Origin of the sequence: Thalassotalea sp. 273M-4 (assembly GCF_041410465.1) — a bacterium.
Lineage (GTDB): Bacteria > Pseudomonadota > Gammaproteobacteria > Enterobacterales > Alteromonadaceae > Thalassotalea_A > Thalassotalea_A aquiviva.
Map to the genome: position 1 here is coordinate 1,347,499 of NZ_CP166961.1, position 20,045 is coordinate 1,367,543.

19 protein-coding genes are annotated in these 20,045 nt (G+C 41.2%); 4 read left to right on the forward strand and 15 right to left on the reverse strand.

All coding sequences use genetic code 11. The features are described 5' to 3' along the window. The first annotated feature begins 90 nt into the window (after positions 1-90). Positions 91-396, forward strand: a complete 306-nt coding sequence (locus tag ACAY00_RS05985) for a ComEA family DNA-binding protein (protein WP_371378634.1) — start codon at positions 91-93, stop codon at positions 394-396. Between the two features lie 81 nt (positions 397-477). On the opposite strand, the gene rne is transcribed toward ACAY00_RS05985, so the two are convergent. After that, positions 478-3,645, reverse strand: coding sequence for a ribonuclease E (rne, locus tag ACAY00_RS05990; RefSeq protein WP_371378636.1), 3,168 nt, complete (start codon positions 3,643-3,645; stop codon positions 478-480). A 565-nt stretch (positions 3,646-4,210) separates the two neighbouring features. Between rne and rluC the strand changes: the two genes are divergently transcribed. Next, complete coding sequence (gene rluC, locus ACAY00_RS05995; RefSeq protein ID WP_371378639.1) at positions 4,211-5,218, forward strand: 23S rRNA pseudouridine(955/2504/2580) synthase RluC; 1,008 nt, start codon at positions 4,211-4,213, stop codon at positions 5,216-5,218. Positions 5,219-5,323: 105 nt separating this feature from the next. Here rluC and ACAY00_RS06000 read toward each other — a convergent pair whose 3' ends face one another. From ACAY00_RS06000 to hisG, 9 genes are read right to left on the reverse strand one after another with little or no spacing between them, the layout of a single operon-like run. Beyond that, entirely contained in the window at positions 5,324-5,788 is a 465-nt protein-coding gene (locus ACAY00_RS06000) for a GNAT family N-acetyltransferase (protein WP_371378642.1), read from the reverse strand. Positions 5,789-5,801: 13 nt separating this feature from the next. Then, entirely contained in the window at positions 5,802-6,419 is a 618-nt protein-coding gene (gene hisIE / locus ACAY00_RS06005) for a bifunctional phosphoribosyl-AMP cyclohydrolase/phosphoribosyl-ATP diphosphatase HisIE (protein WP_371378645.1), read from the reverse strand. A 13-nt stretch (positions 6,420-6,432) separates the two neighbouring features. Next, the gene (hisF, locus tag ACAY00_RS06010; protein WP_371378648.1) at positions 6,433-7,206 is read right to left on the reverse strand and encodes an imidazole glycerol phosphate synthase subunit HisF; all 774 of its coding nucleotides are present in this window, start codon (positions 7,204-7,206) and stop codon (positions 6,433-6,435) included. Next, complete coding sequence (gene hisA, locus ACAY00_RS06015) at positions 7,188-7,925, reverse strand: 1-(5-phosphoribosyl)-5-[(5-phosphoribosylamino)methylideneamino]imidazole-4-carboxamide isomerase (protein ID WP_371378651.1); 738 nt, start codon at positions 7,923-7,925, stop codon at positions 7,188-7,190. The genes hisF and hisA overlap by 19 nt, the downstream gene beginning before the upstream one ends. Next, complete coding sequence (hisH, locus tag ACAY00_RS06020; RefSeq protein WP_371378655.1) at positions 7,922-8,584, reverse strand: imidazole glycerol phosphate synthase subunit HisH; 663 nt, start codon at positions 8,582-8,584, stop codon at positions 7,922-7,924. The genes hisA and hisH overlap by 4 nt, the downstream gene beginning before the upstream one ends. Continuing rightward, positions 8,581-9,651, reverse strand: a complete 1,071-nt coding sequence (hisB, locus tag ACAY00_RS06025; RefSeq protein WP_371378658.1) for a bifunctional histidinol-phosphatase/imidazoleglycerol-phosphate dehydratase HisB — start codon at positions 9,649-9,651, stop codon at positions 8,581-8,583. Before hisB ends, hisH begins: the two co-directional genes overlap by 4 nt. 14 nt (positions 9,652-9,665) lie before the next feature. Continuing rightward, a complete protein-coding gene (hisC, locus tag ACAY00_RS06030) occupies positions 9,666-10,784 on the reverse strand; it encodes a histidinol-phosphate transaminase (RefSeq protein ID WP_371378661.1) in 1,119 nt (372 codons plus the stop codon). Further along, positions 10,777-12,108, reverse strand: coding sequence for a histidinol dehydrogenase (gene hisD / locus ACAY00_RS06035; protein WP_371378665.1), 1,332 nt, complete (start codon positions 12,106-12,108; stop codon positions 10,777-10,779). The genes hisC and hisD overlap by 8 nt, the downstream gene beginning before the upstream one ends. Before the next feature lie 3 nt (positions 12,109-12,111). Continuing rightward, the gene (gene hisG, locus ACAY00_RS06040; protein ID WP_371379593.1) at positions 12,112-13,011 is read right to left on the reverse strand and encodes an ATP phosphoribosyltransferase; all 900 of its coding nucleotides are present in this window, start codon (positions 13,009-13,011) and stop codon (positions 12,112-12,114) included. A 493-nt stretch (positions 13,012-13,504) separates the two neighbouring features. On the opposite strand from hisG, the gene ACAY00_RS06045 reads away from it, so the two are divergent. Then, positions 13,505-14,572, forward strand: coding sequence for a phospholipase A (locus ACAY00_RS06045; protein ID WP_371378668.1), 1,068 nt, complete (start codon positions 13,505-13,507; stop codon positions 14,570-14,572). A 28-nt stretch (positions 14,573-14,600) separates the two neighbouring features. Here ACAY00_RS06045 and ACAY00_RS06050 read toward each other — a convergent pair whose 3' ends face one another. Further along, positions 14,601-15,260 (reverse strand): 3-oxoacid CoA-transferase subunit B, encoded by a 660-nt coding sequence (locus tag ACAY00_RS06050; protein WP_371378671.1) that lies wholly within the window; start codon positions 15,258-15,260, stop codon positions 14,601-14,603. Positions 15,261-15,270: 10 nt separating this feature from the next. Next, positions 15,271-15,972, reverse strand: coding sequence for a CoA transferase subunit A (locus ACAY00_RS06055; RefSeq protein ID WP_371378675.1), 702 nt, complete (start codon positions 15,970-15,972; stop codon positions 15,271-15,273). A 389-nt stretch (positions 15,973-16,361) separates the two neighbouring features. Between ACAY00_RS06055 and ACAY00_RS06060 the strand changes: the two genes are divergently transcribed. After that, complete coding sequence (locus ACAY00_RS06060) at positions 16,362-17,420, forward strand: YeiH family protein (protein ID WP_371378679.1); 1,059 nt, start codon at positions 16,362-16,364, stop codon at positions 17,418-17,420. 61 nt (positions 17,421-17,481) lie between these two features. Here ACAY00_RS06060 and ACAY00_RS06065 read toward each other — a convergent pair whose 3' ends face one another. The 3 genes from ACAY00_RS06065 to ACAY00_RS06075 form a co-directional block, all read right to left on the reverse strand. Then, positions 17,482-17,925 (reverse strand): RNA-binding S4 domain-containing protein, encoded by a 444-nt coding sequence (locus tag ACAY00_RS06065; RefSeq protein WP_371378682.1) that lies wholly within the window; start codon positions 17,923-17,925, stop codon positions 17,482-17,484. Between the two features lie 290 nt (positions 17,926-18,215). Then, positions 18,216-18,581 (reverse strand): DUF3718 domain-containing protein, encoded by a 366-nt coding sequence (locus tag ACAY00_RS06070; protein WP_371378685.1) that lies wholly within the window; start codon positions 18,579-18,581, stop codon positions 18,216-18,218. A gap of 804 nt (positions 18,582-19,385) precedes the next feature. After that, complete coding sequence (locus ACAY00_RS06075; RefSeq protein WP_371378687.1) at positions 19,386-19,616, reverse strand: DUF2789 domain-containing protein; 231 nt, start codon at positions 19,614-19,616, stop codon at positions 19,386-19,388. Between the last annotated feature and the right edge of the window lie 429 nt (positions 19,617-20,045).

The window sequence follows — 20,045 nt, forward strand, 5'->3', positions numbered from 1 at the left end:
AACATTTATTTGACTTGTTAGGGCGCTGATCTATATTGAAGATGACCACAAGGCGTGGTCATTTAATCATTTATTGTAAAGGAACTACATATGAAAACTGTACCTACCAAGCTTTTTGCATGTCTATTGATGTGCTTACCAGTCTTATTTACCACCCATGCTGGCGCTAACAGCCCAGATTCACCCAAAGCGGAAAAGCTGATTGATAAAGTAAGCATTAATAATGCGAGTGTAAATGAGTTAACCAGCTTAAAAGGCATTGGGGTGAAAAAAGCGCAAGCGATTATTGACTATCGTGATACTCATGGCGGTTTTAAAACCTTGGATGAGTTGATGAATGTGAAGGGGATTGGGATTAAGTTTTTAGAAAAAAACGCCCCCTTACTGTCCTTATAAAGTAAACAGGCATTATTTTATGGGAATAAAAAAGCCAGTGCGAACTGGCTTTTTATATGGTCAAATTAACCTAAGGTTATTTTATTGTGGCTTGGTCGGGCTCGCTGAGCTTTTATTCGTGGCCGATGCCAACGAAGCTGTTTTTGTTGAGCGCGTTACTTGGGTACGCTCTTCAACACTTAAGCTTGCCGTTGGAATAACTTGCTCACTTACCTCGACTGGTTTTGGCTTGGTCATTCCTGCATGAGCTTTACCTGTTAATGCCGATGCTTTCACTTGGCTAACCTTTTCTGCAGCAACTTTCGTAACCGAAGCTTTTGCAACATTTTTGGTCGGTAATGACGTTTCTGTTTTTTGCTCAGCTTGCAGTTCTTCAACAGACTCAGTTTTATCAGTTAATTCAGCTGAAACCACGGCCTCTTGAGCAACCTCTTGAGCAGTCGGTTGGGTTGAAAGTTCTTCAGTGGTAGAAACTTTTACGGCACTTGCTTGCTCGGTTAACGTGTTTGCTTCCTTAGCTTGCTCAGCATCCGCGGTTGCAACTGCTTTTTGCTCAACGGGTTCAACCGAAACCTCTTTAGTTTGAGTATCTTCAACTTGAGTGGCTTGTACTGGCGACTCAACAGGGACTGTCTCTTTTGCTGCCGAATCAGACGCCTGCTCAGTTGTCTGCTCTTCGTTAAAAGCAAGTGACTGTTGGTTTTCATTTACCACAGGTTCTTGTTTCTCAACCTTTGCAAGTTCGTCACTGACAGACGCTGTGCTATTAGCACCTGCTGCTGGCTGTTCTAGCTTTGGTTCAACAAAGTCTAACTGAGTTTGTACTTCAGAAGGTTGCTCTTGGCTGGCTACTTTAGAGCTGGCTGATGTTGCTTCGGTGTTTTCATCTGCTGCACTTGGGTAACGAGCCGTTACTGGATCGTCTTTTATTTTTTCTTCAATGCTGGCATTTTCAGCAACAGCATTTTCAATAACCGCTTCTACTTTCTTGTCTTTACGACGACGTTGACCGTGAGATCGTAAGTGACGTGGAGAACGACGACTTCTTGAACGTTGCTCTGTTTTATCGGTAGCGTCATTAGACTCTGTTTTTACCGCGTCTTGAGAGTCTTCTAATTGGATGTTTTCAGTCACATCATCGACTGGCTTTTGCACCGTGTCTTTCTCAACCTTATCTTTGCGTACTGCTTTTTCTGGTTGTTTCTTAGTGCTTGGCTTTTCGGTGTTCTCTGCTTTTTTATCAGCAAGGTTAGCCGGTTCTTCAAGACGAACTTTTTTACGAACATTACGACGTTGACGACGCTCAGCAACTTTTTCCTCTTTTGGCTTGTCTTGCGACTTCTCAGCCACTTTTGGTGCTTGCTTTTTCGCTGGTTGCTTACGCTGTGGTTGTTTTTTATCTTGTGCCGCTACTTGCTCACTATCTTTGTTACGCTCTGCCGGTTTATTGCGGCGCTGTTGATTGCGAGGTTTGCGGTTGCGTCTGTCTTGCTTGTCATTGCGATGATTTCTTGAAGATTGCTTCTTCTTATTGCTAGGCTTTTCTTCGCTGGCAAACAAGGATTTGAAAAATGCAATGATACCGGCAATAAAACCAACAGAATCGGTCTGCTCTTGTTTCTTAGCTTTCGCTTTAACTGGCGCTGGCTTAGGAGCTGTCATCCCTTGAAGTATCGGCTCGTCGCGTTTAACGGCTTCTTTTTGGAATTTAGGCATTACCGCTTCTTCAGCCTGAGCAACAGTCATTTTCATCGCATAGCTGGCTTCAGAGGTGGTTTCATCATCACGTACACGAACCACTTCGTATTGAGGGGTATCCATGTCGCTGTTGGCCAAAATAAGCACTTTTACATTGTGGCTTTTTTCAATGTGACCAACCGCATTGCGCTTTTCATTAAGCAAATAAGTCGCCACCGGCACTGGAACTTGAGCATGAACCTGGCTGGTTTTGTCTTTAATGGCTTCTTCTTCCATTAAACGCAAAATTGACAATGCTAAAGACTCTACACCGCGAACATGACCGGTACCGCTACAGCGTGGGCATACGCTTTGACTGGTGTCGCCAATTGACGGACGCAAACGTTGACGTGACATTTCTAACAAGCCAAAGCGCGAGATACGACTTAGCTGGATACGAGCACGATCAGAACGAACAGCATCGCGCATTCTGTTTTCAACTTCACGTTGATGGCGTACAGGAGTCATATCGATAAAGTCGATGACCACTAAACCACCCAAATCACGCAATCTTAATTGACGAGCAATTTCTTCTGCTGCTTCTAAGTTGGTGTTAAAGGCTGTCTCTTCAATATCACTGCCTTTGGTTGCTCGGGCAGAGTTGATGTCGATGGCTGTCATCGCTTCGGTTGGGTCAATAACAATTGAGCCACCCGATGGCAAACGTACTTCACGTTGAAACGCCGACTCAATTTGAGATTCAATTTGGTAATGGGTAAATAACGGCACTTCGCCTTTGTACAGTTTTACTTTATTAATAAAATCTGGACGTACCAATTGAATATGTTGCTTAACGCTTTCATAAATTTTTGGACGGTCAATAACGATTTCGCCAATATCGCGACGTAAATAATCACGAATAGCACGTAAGATAACGTTACTTTCTTGGTGAATTAAAAATGGTGCAGGGCGCGACTCAGCTGCTTCAGTAATGGCATTCCAATGCTTTAAAAGCACATTTAAATCCCATTCTAGCTCTTCATAAGCTTTACCAACCCCAGCCGTACGTACAATTAACCCCATACCTTTAGGCAAGGTAAGCTTGCTTAAAGATTCTTTAAGTTCGGTACGTTCATCACCTTCGATTCGGCGGGAAATACCACCGGCTCTTGGGTTGTTTGGCATTAATACAAGGTAACTGCCTGCCAAACTGATAAAAGTGGTTAAAGCTGCACCTTTTTGGCCGCGCTCTTCTTTATCAATTTGAACAATAACTTCCTGGCCTTCTTTTAATACATCTTTGATGTTAGGACGACCTTGAAAACTATATCCTTGAGGGAAGTAGCTTCGGGCAATTTCTTTCATCGGTAGGAAACCATGGCGTTCGGCACCATAATCGACAAATGCCGCTTCAAGAGATGGTTCTACGCGAGTGATTTTACCTTTGTAGATGTTGGATTTTTTTTGTTCGTGACCTGGGCTTTCAATATCTAAATCGTACAAGCTCTGGCCGTCAACAAGTGCTACGCGGAACTCTTCCGATTGTGTAGCATTAATTAACATGCGTTTCATATAATTGTGACTCTAATTTTTATGTCACAACATGACGTTGAGTACAAAAGCAATCTTTTGATGCACTGTTTGCAACAATTATACAGGGTTGCCAGCCTCACGGATGTCAACGCCCTTAATACTGGGTCTGTTTAAATTCTGATTGTTTTCAATAGGTTTCGGTATGCTAATCATTTATTTTGATAATTAGGATGAAACTGTTCACCGAAACGTTGTTTAACTTTTTAACTCAGCATTCATGCTGTGGTTATATTTTTAAATAATGTTCTTTATCACTGGATTCTTTGTTTATGTTTTTAACATCCATATGTTCACTATCGTGGATGCAAACAAGTGGCGATGCGTATATCGTATCAATGCCCTTTTGGCACAACTTTACGTACGATAACGTCGCCGCAGAAAACCTCTTACGGTCCTTGAAGAACTTCGTTTTTATGCGTTATTGGAAATTAACATCAATAACCTAAACATTATCCCACTAAAACTTACAATAAGGCAATTAAATATATTTGTTTTCACGATCAATTTTAGTAAAAAAATACGACAGATATGCTAAAATCGCCAAATGAAAGAAGAATCCCCACAAAATCGTTCGTCTCAGTCAGCGCCTAGTGCCGTTGCTGAAGATCGACCAAAAGTAAAATTTTTTACCGTTGATGAAGATCATCAGGGGCAAAGAATTGACAATTATTTGCTTAAAACCCTGAAAGGGGTGCCAAAAAGCATGATTTATCGTTTGCTGCGAAAAGGCGAGATCAGAGTCAATAAAAAACGCACCAAGCCAGAATATAAATTGCAGACCGATGACGTCATCCGCGTTGCGCCTATTCGCGTTTCTGAAGAATCCGCACCGGTTTCGACTCAACTTAATATCGTTTCGTCGTTAGAAAAGCACATTTTATTCGAGGATGATTGTCTAATCGTTATAAATAAACCTTCCGGCATGGCGGTGCATGGTGGTAGTGGTTTAAGTTTTGGCTTAATTGAAGCGTTGCGGGCATTACGCCCTAAAGCTAAAATGCTTGAATTGGTGCATCGCTTAGACCGAGATACATCCGGTTGTTTGATGGTCGCCAAAAAGCGCTCCGCTTTAAGAAATTTACATGAGCAGTTACGCAATAAAAATGTGCAAAAATTTTATCATGCATTAGTCAAAGGTCATTGGCCAAATAAACTGACTCGAGTAACCGAGGGCTTAAGAAAAAATGATCTTAAGTCCGGTGAAAGAGTGGTCGTTGTTGACAACGTTAATGGTAAAGAGTCTGAAACGCGTTATAAAGTGATCCAGCATTATCAAGGATGTACGTTAGTAAGGGCCTTTCCGGTTACGGGGAGAACGCACCAAATTCGTGTGCATTGTCAGGTTAAAGGTCACCCTATTGCTTGTGATAGTAAGTACGGGGCGGAAGACTTTACCGAAGAGATGAATGCAAAAGGCTTAAAACGTTTGTTTTTACATGCCGCAAGTCTTGAGTTTACCCATCCTAAAACAGGTGAGCGGGTGTCTTTTGAAGCGCCTTATGATAAGTTTTTAGCCAGTTCTTTAAATAAATTAGTAAAAAAGAACCATTAACAAGTACCATTAATAGGGTGCTTTAGCGAATAAAAGGCGATATTTGGCAACAGTCAATTCGCCTTTTTTCAATTTGAAGGTGTAATTACATTGCTCTTTCGAAGGTTACACTTCTTTGATCATCGCGATATGCGGAATGTTATCTTCTAAATACATATCCGATACACGTACAAAGCCATGTTGGTTATAGTATTTTTCAAGATGTTCCTGAGCTGATATCTTAATATTTACACCAGACCAATGCTTTTTGCATAATGCCAATGCTTTTTCCATCAATGGGTGACCAATCCCTTGACCTCGATATTCTCGTTTGGTAGCCACTCGGCCAATGCTAATATAATCTGGATAGGAAACCCCTGGTGGCAAAATGCGTAAATAAGCGGCCAAGTCGTTTCCATTATAGCCCAGTAAATGCCTAGTTTGAGGGTGACGATCGCATTCGTCTAACTCTGGGTAGTAACAGGTTTGCTCAACTACAAACACATCGACCCGAAGTTTTAGCGCATCGTAAAGTTGATCTACGGTGAGTTTAGAAAATGACAAATCTTGCCAAGTAATTGTGAGACTCATGGTCTTTCTCTTGTTATTTATGACGTTGCTGTAATTTTGCCATAATTTCACTAAGCTCAACACCCTGATCTTTAAGTAATACCAAGGTATGGTAAAACAAATCGGCGCATTCGCCGATCAGTTCTTCGCGCTGGGAAGTTGCCGCTGCAAGGGCCACTTCAACCCCTTCTTCACCAACTTTTTGTGCACACCGTGCTGTCCCTTGCGCTAATAATGTTGCGGTATAACTGCTATCACTTTTTTCTTTACTGCGTTGCTCGATAACTTGTTCTAAGTAGTTGAGAAAATTTTTTGTCGTGATCGACTCTTCAGCAAAGCAAGAATGGCTGCCTAAATGACACGTGGGCCCCGCAGGATATGATAAAACCAATAAGCTGTCTTGATCACAGTCGGTTAAAACCTCAACAACATTTAAATCATTTTTAGATGTCTCGCCTTTTCGCCATAAGCGTTGTTTAGAGCGTGAAAAAAACGTTGCTTTTTTAGCGCTTAAAGTGAGCTCAAGCGCTTCTTTATTCATATAGCCTTGCATCAGAACGGCACCCGTTGTAGCGTGCTGAATAATCGCAGGCAATAGATTGTTCATTTTTTCCCAGGCTAGGGTCTCGATATTGTCTTTTGTTATGATCATTTTGTTTTCAACCTTATCGTCTAATCGCAATATTTTGCTGGCTCAAGTATTGTTTTAACGCGTGTATTTCGATTAGGCCTTTGTGAAATACGCTGGCCGCTAGGGCGCCGTCTACGTCTGCTTGTTCAAATACCTCTTTAAAGTGAGTCATGGTGCCGGCGCCGCCTGATGCTATTAAGGGAATACGACAATATTGACGTACTTGCTTTAATTGTTCAATGTCATAGCCTTGACGTACCCCGTCTTGGTTCATCACATTTAACACAATTTCACCAGCGCCTCGGGCTTGAACTTCTTTTACCCAATCTTTGGTTTGCCATTGCGTTTTGGCCGACTTCGATTCATCGCCAGTAAATTGATACACTTGATATTGTCCCAAGTTTTGGTCATAAAATGAGTCGATACCAACCACCACGCACTGTTGACCAAATCTTGCGGCTAGACGAGTTATTAAACTTGGATCGCTTAAAGCCGGGGAGTTGATTGAAATTTTGTCTGCTCCCATTAACAACAACTCGCGAGCATCTTCTTCGGTTTTTATGCCTCCAGCGACACAAAACGGGATATCAATGACCCGAGCTATTTGCTCTACCCAGCTACGATCGACAACTCGACCGTCACTACTGGCAGTAATATCATAAAAAACCAGCTCATCAGCCCCTAACTCACTGTAGCGTTTTGCTAGAGGAACAATGTCACCTATGATTTCATGATTGCGAAATTTAACCCCTTTAACCACCAGTCCATCTTTGACATCAAGGCAGGGAATTATGCGTCTTGCCAGCATTTGATAGCCTCCTTAACGCTAAACTTTCCTTCCAGTAATGCGCGACCTAAAATAATGCCATCGGTGCCGGACTTAGCGACCGCTTGAATATCATTCAGGCTACCGATGCCTCCAGAAGCTTGCCAAATTATTTTAGGGAATTGTTGTTTAAGCTCTCGATATAATTCAACATTGCTGCCGGTTAGGGTGCCGTCTTTAGAAATATCGGTACAAAGAACATGCTGCAAATTGTCCTCACCGTAAAAACGGATGAGTTGTTCAAGACTGACATCGCTGTCATTAACCCAGCCATGGGTTGGTAGCATTTTTGTGCCCTTTGCATCGACGCGCACATCTAATGCCAAAACAATGCTGTCCTTGCCGTAGTGCGCAAGCCAAGAACGTACTCGTTCGGGCTGTTTAATTGCCATGGAGCCAATCACCACTCGTTTAGCGCCAATATCAAATAAGGTTTTTAAGTCATTTTCTGTGCGTACGCCACCGCCTACTTGCACTGGCATTTTTGCCTGGCTTATCAATTGTGTTAACCGCGATGTTTGGCGATCGCGACTGTTTTTAGCACCATCTAAATCGACCAAATGTAGCCATCTTGCACCGTCTTGGTAATAACGTTCTATCAAGGCTTCAGGACTTACTTGATAATTGGTTTGTTGTTGATAGTCACCTTGATATAAGCGCACTGTCTTACCGTCGATTAAATCAATCGCTGGAATAATCATTGGCATAACTCCATAAAGTTTCTTAATAAAGTTGCTCCAGCTTGGCCTGAACGTTCAGGGTGAAACTGCACACCATAAAAATTGTTTGCTTGTAAACTGGCTGAAAAGTTTTGTCCATATTGACATTGCGCCAAGGTAAATGGGGTTATTGGGGCACAGTAACTGTGCACAAAATAAAAGTAATCTTGCTCGCTTATTTGCTCAAATAACGGTGAATCACTGATTTTAGTAAGAGTATTCCAACCCATATGGGGTAACCTTAAGGCGGTATCGGTAACGTTTATTCTGCTAATATTGGTATCTATCAGGCCTAGACATGAGGTGTCAGTATCATTTTCTATTGAATGTTTGGTCATTAATTGCATGCCAAGACAAATACCCAATACGGGTTGGGTTAACGATTGTATGACCTGGGTTAACTGGCGCTGTTCAACTTGTTGCATAGCAAAAGCCGCAGAGCCAACCCCTGGTAAAAACACTTTCGCAGCATGGCAAATATGTTCATATTGTTTCGATACAGAAATACGATAACCCAGGCGTTCAAGCGCAAACTTTAATGAACTGATATTGGCACATCCGGTGTCTATAATCACCGCATCTACGTGATGTTGCGCACCCGTTGTACGGGTTTGCTGTTGCTTTTTTGTAAGGTGACTCATAAGACACCTTTCGAGCTTGGCAGTTGATCGCCACTGATGGCGATGGCCTGAGATAAAGCTCGACCAAATACTTTAAACAAACTTTCAACCTGATGATGGCAATTGCCTTTACTCGTGGATAAGTGCAGGGTAATGGCCATAGCATCGGTCAAACTTTTAAAAAAGTGTGGCACCATTTGGGTTGACATACCGCCAACCCGATTGTCGGTAAATTCACTATGAAACTCGATATGAGGGCGCCCTGACAGATCAATAGAACATTCGGCTTTGCATTCGTCCATCGGTAAGACAAAACCAAAGCGTTTAATGCCACGTTTATCGCCTAGTGCCAATTTTAATGCTTCTCCTAGGGCTAAGGCGGTATCTTCGACACTGTGGTGATCGTCAATGTGTAAGTCACCTTGAACCACACATTTTAAGTTAAAACCACCGTGAGTGGCGATTTGATCAAGCATGTGGTCAAAAAAGCCAATACCCGTGCTGATTTCACTTTCGCCTTGTTGGTCGAGATTAACGTAGACTTCAATATTGGTTTCTTTAGTTTTACGATTTACCTTAGCCGTTCTTGGCTTGCTTAAAAGCTCAGCGCCAATGTGACGCCAATTTAGAGTTTGGCGATTGTATTTAAAACTTTTTAGTCCCATATTGTCGGCTAATTGAACATCGGTTAACCGATCGCCTATAACGTAAGAGTTGCGAAAATTGATCCGTTGTTGCTGCAAGTAATCTTTGACCAAGCCCAATTTTGGTTTGCGACAAGCACAATTTTGCTGAGCAAAATGCGGACAAATTAAAATATCAGCAAAGGTCACACCTTGACTGGCAAATATATCGAGCATCTTGTTTTGAGCTAATTCGAAATTCTCTGTGGGAAAACTGGCTGTCCCCAAACCATCTTGATTTGAGATCAACACCAATTTGTATCCCGCAGCCACCAGTTTTAACAGTTCGGGGATCACGTCAGGCTCAAACACCAGTTTTTCTAGACTATCGACTTGTTTATCACTTATAGGTTCTTCAATCAAAGTACCATCACGGTCGATAAATAAAATATTTTCTGCAGACATTTTGGGTCCTTTTCTTATTGTTTATTAGATCCTAAAAGCGAAACTTGGTTTAGATTAACTTGATTAAATTCTTCGACAGCGCAATAAAACTTTTTCATTTCATCTTCATTGCCAATGCTAACGCGTAAACAGTTGTCTAAAGTTGGTTGACTGGATTGATTACGAATCAAAATGCCTTTGCGATTTAAAAAATCAAACAAACTCTTGGCTTTTTTGGTTTTAAATAAAACAAAATTGGTCGCCGACGGCAAAATGTGTTCTATCCATGGTTGGTTTTTTAACAGCGCCAGAGTGCGTTGTTTTCGAGCTAATATATCGGTCACTCGGGTGTGCATAATGGCAATGTTTGCTGGTGTTAAAGCATTGGCGGCCAGAGTCGCAACAGGTTGTGATAAGGGATAAGGTGCGATGATTTTTTTCATCATCGCCAGCACATTGTTATGAGCTAAGGTAAAACCACAACGCAGGCCTGCTAGAGCAAAAGCTTTGGATAAGGTGCGCAAGATCACCAAGTTCGGATGTTGGGCAATAAAAGGTGCCATCGTTTGCGCAGAGCAGAACTCTATGTAAGCTTCATCCACCACCACCAAAGCATCTTCTTTAAATACCTCAAGCAATGTAAATATGTCTTGTTGCTTTATTTTAGTGCCCGTTGGGTTGTTAGGTGCACAAACAAAAATCACTTTACATTGCCCCTTATAGGTGCTGATAGATTCAACGTCTAATTGATATTCTTGGGTCAAGGGGACACTGATGGTGTTTACCCCTTGTGCGGTGGCACTGACTCGGTACATCCCATAGGTGGGGGGACAAATTAAAATGCTGTCGTGTTGCGCTTGGCAAAAACTTCGGATGAGTAATTCGATTCCTTCATCGGCACCGCGACTTACCAATACATTAGCCGGTTTCACACCGGCATAGCGGGCATAATTTTCTACCACCTGTTGAGGTTGAAAATCTGGGTATCGGTTTAAGTGCTCAAGCAACACGGTCAGCGATTCATTGCCACCTGCTTCATTGGCATTTAGCCAACACCCACTGCTTATGGTCTGTTCTCGACTGGCGCTTTGATAAGCGCTCATTTGACGGATGTCTTTGCGCACCAATTTTTGCACGATATCTGTGCTAGACATGGTTTTTCTCCTGTCGATCATTTTGATCGAAACAATTGCTATCTTCAAAGCGAATAGTAACGGCTCGTTGATGAGCATCTAAACCTTCGGCATCGGTTAACTCAATGATGGTATCGGCTAATTGAGCAAGGCCTTGTTTAGATAACTCTTGCACTGTATAGCGACGGCTAAAATCAATAAGTGATAATGACGACGCTACTTTGGCATAGCCATAAGTGGGCAAAACATGATTGGTACCACTGGCGTAATCACCCGCTGACTCAGGGGAGTAGGGGCCAATAAAAATAGATCCAGCGTTACGAAGCCTTTTAAGTAAATGCTTTGGTTGGGCTGTTTGCACACTCAAATGTTCTGGCCCATATTGGTTTGATACATCCACGGCCTGATCTAAATCGTCGGTGATAATAAAACGGCTTTGGGCTAATGCTTGGCGCGCTGTATCTTGTCGTGAAAGGAGTTTAAGTTGTTGTTCAAGTTGCTCTTTTACTTCTAAGATCAATCGTTCACTATCGCTAATTAGAATAACTTGAGAATCGCTACCATGCTCTGCCTGTGATAGTAAATCGGCGGCAACAAATGAGGGTTGCGCTTGAGCATCGGCAATAATCAACAATTCTGAAGGACCCGCAGGCATGTCAATAGCAAAGCCCGGAATAGATTGTGCCAGTTGCGTTTTGGCCTCGGTAACAAATCGATTACCTGGGCCAAAGATCTTTCTGACCGGACGAATACTCTCGGTTCCAATGGCTAAAGCAGCTATCGCTTGCGCACCGCCAATGTTATAAATCTCGTTAATATGACAAAGCCTAGCAGCATAAAGAACTTCATCTGCAAGCTGGCCATTTTTATCTGGCGGGCAGGCTAATACTACTCGTTCACATCCAGCAATTTGAGCTGGGACCCCAAGCATAAGCACGGTTGAAGGCAGTGGTGCTGTTCCCGCTGGTATATACAAGCCAACACTTTCTAAGGCTTCTGTTTTTAAACTGCATACCACTCCAGGTAAAGTTTCAACAGTTATGTCCTTGGGAGCTTGGGCACGGTGAAAGCGTTCTATTTGTTGATAAGCCAGTTGAATCGCCTCTTTGCGCTCTTGGGACAAACGTTTTGTGGCTGCCTCAATTTGCAAGGTGTTGACTTTGAGTGATGTTAACGAGACTCGATCAAACTGTTCAGTGAGGGTAAAAAGCGCATCATCGCCGTGTAGTTTTACCTGTTTAATAATATCTTTAACCGCAGTAGATAAGCTTTTAACATTATTAATAGCTGGGCGCGACAGAGCTTTGGTTCTTTGCTGTTGATTTAATGACGACCAAATTTGCATGCTTTACCCCATCATCTTTTCAATTGGCATGACCAAGATTGAGTTACAACCTAATTGTTTTAACTCTTCCATGGTTTCCCAAAAAAAGGTTTCAGTGCTCACCATGTGAATGGCCACTCTGTCTTCTCGCTCAGCCAGAGGCAGTACGGTTGGGGTTTCACGCCCAGGCATTAAAGCGACGACGTCATTTAATTTGTCTTTTGGCGCATGCAACATAATGTATTTACTCTCTCTGGCTTTTAGCACTCCTTTAATTCTTGGTAGCAGGGTATTAAGGGTGGCTTGCTTGGTTGGGTTTAACCCTTGTTCAGATTTGATTAATGCCGCTTTAGACTTATAAATGACTTCCACTTCTTTTAATCCGTTCGCTTCTAAGGTGGTGCCGGTTGATACCAAGTCGCAAATACCGTCGGCTAATCCAACTCTTGGTGCCACCTCAACAGAGCCATTGAGTTTGCATATGTCAAATCGAATACCGTTATCTTTAGCAAAACGATTTAAAAGGCGGGGGTAGGTAGTGGCGATACGCAATCCGTCAAGTGATTGCACGCCGTCGTACTTTACTTCTTCAGGTAAAGCAATTGACAGTCGACAGGCACCAAACTTTAACGAGGTGATTTTATGATATTGGGCCGGTTCGCCCATGAGTTGACGCTCAAGCGCGTGTTCTTCTAAGGTATTGTCGCCAACAATTCCCAAATCGCAGACCCCATCCATCACTAGGCCCGGAATGTCCGCGCTACGAACCAACATAATATCGATGGGCATATTGCCAACATGAGCCAATAAGCGACGATCGGTAAGGCTGATGTTCATCCCACAGCGTTTAAATAATGCCTGTGACTCATCACTTAATCGGCCCGACTTTTGAATAGCTATTCGTAAACGTTGATTGTCATTTATTGTTGTCATAGTACATTCTCATAAATTTTGAAATTAAAAAACCCCGAAAAAGAGGACTCTTTCGGGGCTGCTATTTACGAGCGTTGCGCTGAAAGGTCCACAGCCTCTCAGCGAATAACCTGAGGGCTAGTCGATGATTAAATGGTGATGATGGTGGTTCAGGTTATTCATAAAAGTTATCTCATTGCTGTTTTATATTACATTAAAGCCTATGAGAAGGGTTCGTCAAGTGAAAACACGGTGAAATATAAATTAATTTTTTGTTTTGTTCAGGTTTTGTTTTTGGGACTTATGTGGATGCCATGATTTAATCGATAAACAAGGCTGAACAGCAAAACAAAACCAATACTGCCAGTGTAAAGGCTCATCTAAATATTTATAAGTTATTATAAACATTGTTATTTATGTTTTTATTGTTATGTTTAAAGAAGAGCTAATTAATACAGTTAACACTGTAAAATATGATTTAAAAACGTAACAAGGATTTGGGATCTTGACCAAAAATAAACTGCTATCGGTATTTTTACATACCATTTTACTCATCGGTGCATGGGGTGGGGTAGTCAATATTCAAAATGGCTATGCTCAAGAACATAAGACCCAGCAACAAAATCCTTCTGTGGGTAGCAACGACATTGAAATTGAACAATGCCTATTGGATAAACTCAAAGCTGCAAACGGACGCACATTGGTATCTAAAATCAGACAAGAATGTGTTTTTCAAGTCCATAATAATCTCGATCAACAAGGGGTGTTGGCTAAACGTATTTTGGGTGAACACGCCACCAAGTTTGATCAGTTTGTGATCACCCCACATCGACGAAACTATGTATTACCTGTGTTGTTTACCGATCGAAGTAACCGTGATGTTTATTTAGCATTAGATCCAGCTTGGTCGAAAAATATTGAAGACATAGAGGCAAAATATCAACTCAGTATTAAGGTGCCACTTAATTACGACAGTATATTTACCCAATATGATTCTTTAAATTTTGCTATTACACTGCAATCATGGTGGCAAGTGTATTCTTCAGAAATATCAAAGCCGTTTCGCGAAACCAATTATCAACCTGAAATATTTTATTTTGCCCCACTGCAGTGGAAACCGTTTGGGGCAAACTTGGCTTATACCATTGGTATTGAACATCAATCTAACGGTCGTTCAACGGCCATCTCAAGAAGTTGGAATCGGGTGTACGCCAGTCTTATTTGGAATGTGGGAAATTGGGCATTTCAATTTAAACCTTGGTACCGATTAGAAGAGTCGAAAAAAAGCAAACCAACCGATGCTGATGGCGATGATAACCCTGACATAAATGATTACATGGGGTATTTTCAGCTTGGTGGGGCATATAAATATGACACTCTTGAAGTATCTTTTACGTTACGTGAAAACTTTGCTACTCACAAGGGCGCACTTGAACTTGGATTAACCTTCCCGATGTGGGGAAAACTTCGAGGATACGCCCAGTTATTTACCGGTTATGGTGAATCTCTAATAGATTATGATCATAAACAAAATAGATTTGGTATTGGCATTACCCTAACCGATATTTTATAATTAAGCGAATGCCTGCAAAAGCAATCCGTTAATTAAAACGCATCTCTGGGACATGTTTTGGCACCACAAGTTCGCCTTCGGTTAGGGCGACAATGTCTTCTACACTAACCCCTGGCGCTCTTTCTAACAAATGAAATTTACCGTCTTTAATTTCAATAAATGCTAAATCGGTAAGGACTTTTTTAATACAGCCTTTGCCCGTTAATGGTAATGTACACTGACTTAATAATTTAGAATCACCATGCTTAGAAGCGTGCGTCATGGTGACGATAATATTGTCGGCGCCAGCAACTAAGTCCATTGCTCCACCCATGCCTTTGATCAGTTTTCCCGGGATCATATATGATGCAATGTTACCATCGACATCAACTTCAAAAGCCCCTAATACAGTCAAGTCTATATGACCACCGCGGATCATCGCGAAAGAGTCAGCACTGTTAAATATTGACGCTCCTGTAGCCATGGTCACCGTTTGTTTGCCGGCATTTATTAAGTCAGCATCAATTTCATCTTCGGTTGGAAAAGCGCCCATGCCAAGTAATCCATTTTCTGATTGCAGCATGACGTCAATGCCTTTGGGCACGTAATTTGCGACTAAAGTTGGGATCCCAATCCCAAGGTTGACGTAATAGCCATCTTTCAGCTCTTGCGCCACACGTTGTGCTAATTGTTCTCTTGTTAAAGCCATTCTTATCTCCTTATGCTTGGCGTATGGTGCGTTGTTCGATGCGTTTTTCAAACGTACCTTGGATCAGCCGATTAACATAAATCCCAGGAGTATGAATTTCATTTGGATCAAGCTCACCAGGTGGTACGATGTGCTCGACTTCAGCGACGGTGACTTTCGCGCACGTCGCCGCCATCGGATTGAAGTTTCTTGCTGTATGACGATACACAAGGTTGCCATAAGTATCTGCTTTCCAAGCTTTTACAATGGCGAAATCACCAGTGATAGACTCCTCCATAATATAATGACGATTATTAAATACGCGCTCTTCTTTACCCTCAGCGACGGGGGTGCCGTAACCTGTTGCAGTAAAAAAGGCTGGAATACCTGCACCACCAGCACGCATTTTTTCGGCTAAAGTACCTTGAGGAGTTAGTTCTACTTCTAATTCTCCTGAGAGCATTTGCCTTTCAAATTCGGCATTCTCGCCGACATAGGAGGCAATGATTTTGCGAATTTGACGATTTGGTAGTAATAAACCGAGACCAAAATCATCAACGCCACAGTTATTGGACACTAAGGTTAAACCTTTGGTCTGCATTTTTTTGATTTGGGCAATTAACCCTTCAGGTATGCCACACAAGCCAAAACCACCAGAGATTACGGTCATCTCATCGCTAAGGCCAGCAAGCGCTTCTTCATAGGTTGATACAACTTTATTAAATCCAGCCATCGAAACTCCATTTGTATGTTTACATAATCACAACCCGTAAAGGTGTTATTTCTAATTAAATTGGCCACCGCATAAGGTATAGCGATTAGATTGAGAGAAATAACTTGGGTTACGTAAACAATTATTATTGTAAGTTACAATACTTTAACAAACCTTTGGCTGAACTCAATTTTTTTAAAGCAAATCTGTTCAATTAAATTGGCAATTTATCTGAACAAGTTTGATGACTCAGGCAAAAATTGACGCATATGTCGATATAAGAAAAATAAAAGTCAGATAAAAAATGAATGGCATACTATCGCCTTACGTAGACTGTAATAATACGCACGACCGACATTGATGTTGCTATCAAGCTTTTGAGTTTGCACCAATCTAGTAACTCACATAAGATGTACGATATTCCTTATCAACCTTTATTTGTGTTTTTGATGTCCACCAATAATCTAAAATTATTCCCTACTTTTATCCATTTTTTACGAACCCACAGCTTAGGTATTGTTATTAGCTGCATGGTCGGTGCTTTAGCGATGGCATTAGCGACTCGTTATCAAGCCCCTGTTATGTTGTTTGCTATGTTATCGGGTTTGGTGTTTCATTTTTTATATTCCAGAGCTAAATTTCAGCCGGGAATTAATTTTTCATCCAAAAACTTAATGCGCTTTGCCGTGGCGTTACTCGGGGTGCGTATATCATTTGATGAGATTATCTCTCTTGGCATTGCAGCCCCATTAATTGTCGTTACTGCAATGGCACTGCTGATGCTCTGTGGCGTATTATTGGCGCGTTTGCTTAAGCTACCAACTGTCTTTGGGGTATTGTCTGGCGGTTCAGTTGCCGTATGTGGGGCGTCCGCGGCGGCTGCCATTGCGACGGTCCTGCCAAAAAAACAATATGAGGAAAAGTATTTTGCCTTAACGGTGATTGGGGTGACAACGTTTGGCACCTTCGCAATGATATTTTATCCTTTGTTGGTGTCTTATTTAGGCTTAAATGATCAGTTAGCAGGAATTTTTATAGGCGGGGCGATTCATGATGTTGCTCAAGTCGTTGGCGCCGGTTATACGGTGTCGGAACCTGCAGGCGATGTCGCTACTTATATAAAACTGTTACGGGTCGCGTTATTGTTGCCTATTGTTGTTATCATCTTTTTTGCTTTTAAAAGTAAAGAGGACCAATTAGAACAAGGGGTGACCAGTTTTGTGCCGACCTTTTTGATTGGTTTCTTTATTTTAGCATTACTGAATAACTTGGGTTTTATACCCGAAAATATAGCTGAAATGATTAAGTCTTTGTCAGGAACCCTGTTGGTCATTGCCCTGTCGGCGATAGGATTAAAAACATCGTTGCGGCAAATTGTCTCTGTTGGCTGGAAACCTGTTTTATTGATCTTAACCGAGTCTTTGTTGTTGGCCGTGTTTATTTTGCTGGGTTTATATTATTTTATTTAAAGCAATGGACTCAATGTCAAAGAGAGAGTAGGAGCAAGGGAGAAACAACTCCCTTGTGCGTTTAAAACTTGATTGAACGACGAGCCCCTGGTTTAGGCGGGGTTTTCGCGGTATTCGCTTTTGATGTATTGGGTTTATTTTTTTTCGCTTTATGTGGTTGTGAACTCTTCGCTTTTTTTCGCTTGGTGTCGTTGTTGTTATTTGACTCATTCGCGAAATTTGTATCTTTAACTGTTGGCAAACTAGGTTCGTTTAGAGCGAGTGGGCTTTTAATGAGTTCTTGCGCCATGATTGGCATAATCGCTTCGCCATTAAATTGCACGATGTCTTCACAATAGACTTTTTTTCGTTTTTGCAATTCAAGCTCACCATTAAGGTAGACATAGCCTTGGCTTATCACCATCTTGGCTTCACCACCCCCAGACACTAAATTGGCTATTTTTAAAAGTTTACACAGCTCAATAGGTTCTTCATTGACTTCAATCGCCAGTACTTCTATTTCCACGCTGTTTCCTCGTCAAGTTTATATTGTTGTGTATTTTAACACGTTCTGATGAACAGCATACAGTTTTGCAAAAAGCAATGACCAGTATGTGAAAACAAAAGTCGCTTTATGATGACAAAAGATCTGTGGCAATGGTTGATAAGCAATATTGCCAAGTGACGAGGTATTTTAAAACGTGGTTATAAAAGTCGTGGATATAAGTTTGAGAAGATAAAAAAATAGGAGATCGGTATTGTGATCTCCTATTTAAAATGTCCTTAATTGTTATTTTTATTCCTAAGGGTTCCTTACTATTTAGGACTAACAGGGAAGTTAACTTGGTATTTACCAGAGTTTACGAGTTGGATGTCAGTAATGATAGACTGGCCGATGCTCTTGTTTAGACGAGTGGCTGTTGTCTCAGCACCACGATTTTGAGCAAAGCTGATGATGTCTTCACCGTTACATACAACGTTTAATGCCACTGTTTTTTCGTCTAAGCGAAACTCTTTTAAAGTTTTGTTTAGCTTGATTGTTCTATCACTTGCTGCAGCTTTACATGTTTGAATTAAAGCATCTTCCATGTAAGAACTCATTGGCGTTGTCTCATTCGCTGTAGCAACGAAAGAAGTAGAAGCGATAAGTAAGGTTGTGATTGCTGTTGTAAAACGTTTCATTGTTGTATTCCTTTTGTTTGGAATTAGATTAAATTTTCTAAATAACTTTGTGTTGAACTTTTGTTTAGAACTAATTTCTAATTAGCTTCGATATGGTTTCATTTTCTGCCTGTTTGCTGATGGTTACAATAGGGTGTTACACATTGTTACAAAGCAAAAAAATAAACTGTAAATTTATCTGTACAGCCTTTCCTGGCGGGCTCTGTAGGGGTTTTATGGTATTTGTTCTGATTGTTTGATCTAGGTCAAAATTGCAGTTGTTGGTTGATTTGGAAACTTTCAAAAGCTCGCAACAAATTATTTACTAAATCCGATCTGAAAGTAAACATGGTTGTTTTTGGCTGTACTTTTTTATTTATTTGTCATTAGAAAAACTAATGTATTTTTTCGGCTAGAGCATCGAGTAATGCGGTGTTAATTTTATTATTTTCAGTTTGGGGCGCTTGCGCTCGAATTTGCATTTGTCATTTCGATTAAGATAGAAAGCCGGTGCTTGCAATGCGTTATTAATAACATCTTGGTAAGGTTGTGATCAGGTATACGCTAAAGAGGTAGGGTTATTTAGCAACGAAATGTGTGAGCACCTTTAGGTTATGGCTTTGAAGTTATAATGTTTTAAAGATTTTTTAGGTAAGCGATAAAACAACTTTTAAACCCGTGCGCTTAACAAGTAATAAGAACAGAGAACTTAATATGGTTATATAGCTTTCTTGTATGCAATGTTGTCGTTTGGTTCATAATTTAATTCATTGACAATTTACCGTGCTAATCGCAATCTAAATGTTTGCTTAACTTGTCAGCATGCTAGCGTAATAAACTGTCTAGGGTATCAACGACTTCACACCAATCTGAGTCTTGGCTAATCGCATCCTTAATAAATGAACGTTGTGAAGGACTCCAAAAATGTGCATCACATAAACGAGTGGAACTTTCTATGCCTCTATGTTGTTCTATAAACTCGACAATGTCGTTGCGGTTTGAAGATAAACCTAACTGGGCAAAAAGATCGCTAAGATCATGATTAAAACTTTCCATAATGTGTCCTGTCTACCTAAGTGGAATCAACGTTCTTACGTTTCATTTTAGTTGATAACCCCCAATGTCAACGGGTAACTATTTCAATTGGTAACTATTATAGAACAGCTTCGGGTTTGCGCTTGAGCTACAAACAAGCGTTCAAGGTCCAGGGAATATTGTCATGGGAATATTGTCATGGGAATATTGTCATTTGGCTAGTGCGTCACAATCAATAATGAATAAGCATTAAACTGTTGTTGGTAACATCTTATTAGCTAGCATCTTGAGCACCGCGAAATACAGAAAGACCAGATCATAGAAATTGACTATTATAGAAATTGACTATTATAGAGGCACTAATAACAGTGCGATTATAAAGGGCGATTGAATATGGCCTAGATGCAAGGTAGCGGTGAATCAACGGCAAATATTCAGCTAAAGAAGTGT

Coding starts and splice junctions, on each gene's coding strand:
- ACAY00_RS05985 (WP_371378634.1), top strand. CDS start 91: ATGAAAACTGTACCTACCAAGCTTTTTGCATGTCTATTGATGTGCTTA.
- rne (WP_371378636.1), bottom strand. CDS start 3,645: ATGAAACGCATGTTAATTAATGCTACACAATCGGAAGAGTTCCGCGTA.
- rluC (WP_371378639.1), top strand. CDS start 4,211: ATGAAAGAAGAATCCCCACAAAATCGTTCGTCTCAGTCAGCGCCTAGT.
- ACAY00_RS06000 (WP_371378642.1), bottom strand. CDS start 5,788: ATGAGTCTCACAATTACTTGGCAAGATTTGTCATTTTCTAAACTCACC.
- hisIE (WP_371378645.1), bottom strand. CDS start 6,419: ATGATCATAACAAAAGACAATATCGAGACCCTAGCCTGGGAAAAAATG.
- hisF (WP_371378648.1), bottom strand. CDS start 7,206: ATGCTGGCAAGACGCATAATTCCCTGCCTTGATGTCAAAGATGGACTG.
- hisA (WP_371378651.1), bottom strand. CDS start 7,925: ATGATTATTCCAGCGATTGATTTAATCGACGGTAAGACAGTGCGCTTA.
- hisH (WP_371378655.1), bottom strand. CDS start 8,584: ATGAGTCACCTTACAAAAAAGCAACAGCAAACCCGTACAACGGGTGCG.
- hisB (WP_371378658.1), bottom strand. CDS start 9,651: ATGTCTGCAGAAAATATTTTATTTATCGACCGTGATGGTACTTTGATT.
- hisC (WP_371378661.1), bottom strand. CDS start 10,784: ATGTCTAGCACAGATATCGTGCAAAAATTGGTGCGCAAAGACATCCGT.
- hisD (WP_371378665.1), bottom strand. CDS start 12,108: ATGCAAATTTGGTCGTCATTAAATCAACAGCAAAGAACCAAAGCTCTG.
- ACAY00_RS06050 (WP_371378671.1), bottom strand. CDS start 15,260: ATGGCTTTAACAAGAGAACAATTAGCACAACGTGTGGCGCAAGAGCTG.
- ACAY00_RS06055 (WP_371378675.1), bottom strand. CDS start 15,972: ATGGCTGGATTTAATAAAGTTGTATCAACCTATGAAGAAGCGCTTGCT.
- ACAY00_RS06060 (WP_371378679.1), top strand. CDS start 16,362: ATGTACGATATTCCTTATCAACCTTTATTTGTGTTTTTGATGTCCACC.
- ACAY00_RS06070 (WP_371378685.1), bottom strand. CDS start 18,581: ATGAAACGTTTTACAACAGCAATCACAACCTTACTTATCGCTTCTACT.
- ACAY00_RS06075 (WP_371378687.1), bottom strand. CDS start 19,616: ATGGAAAGTTTTAATCATGATCTTAGCGATCTTTTTGCCCAGTTAGGT.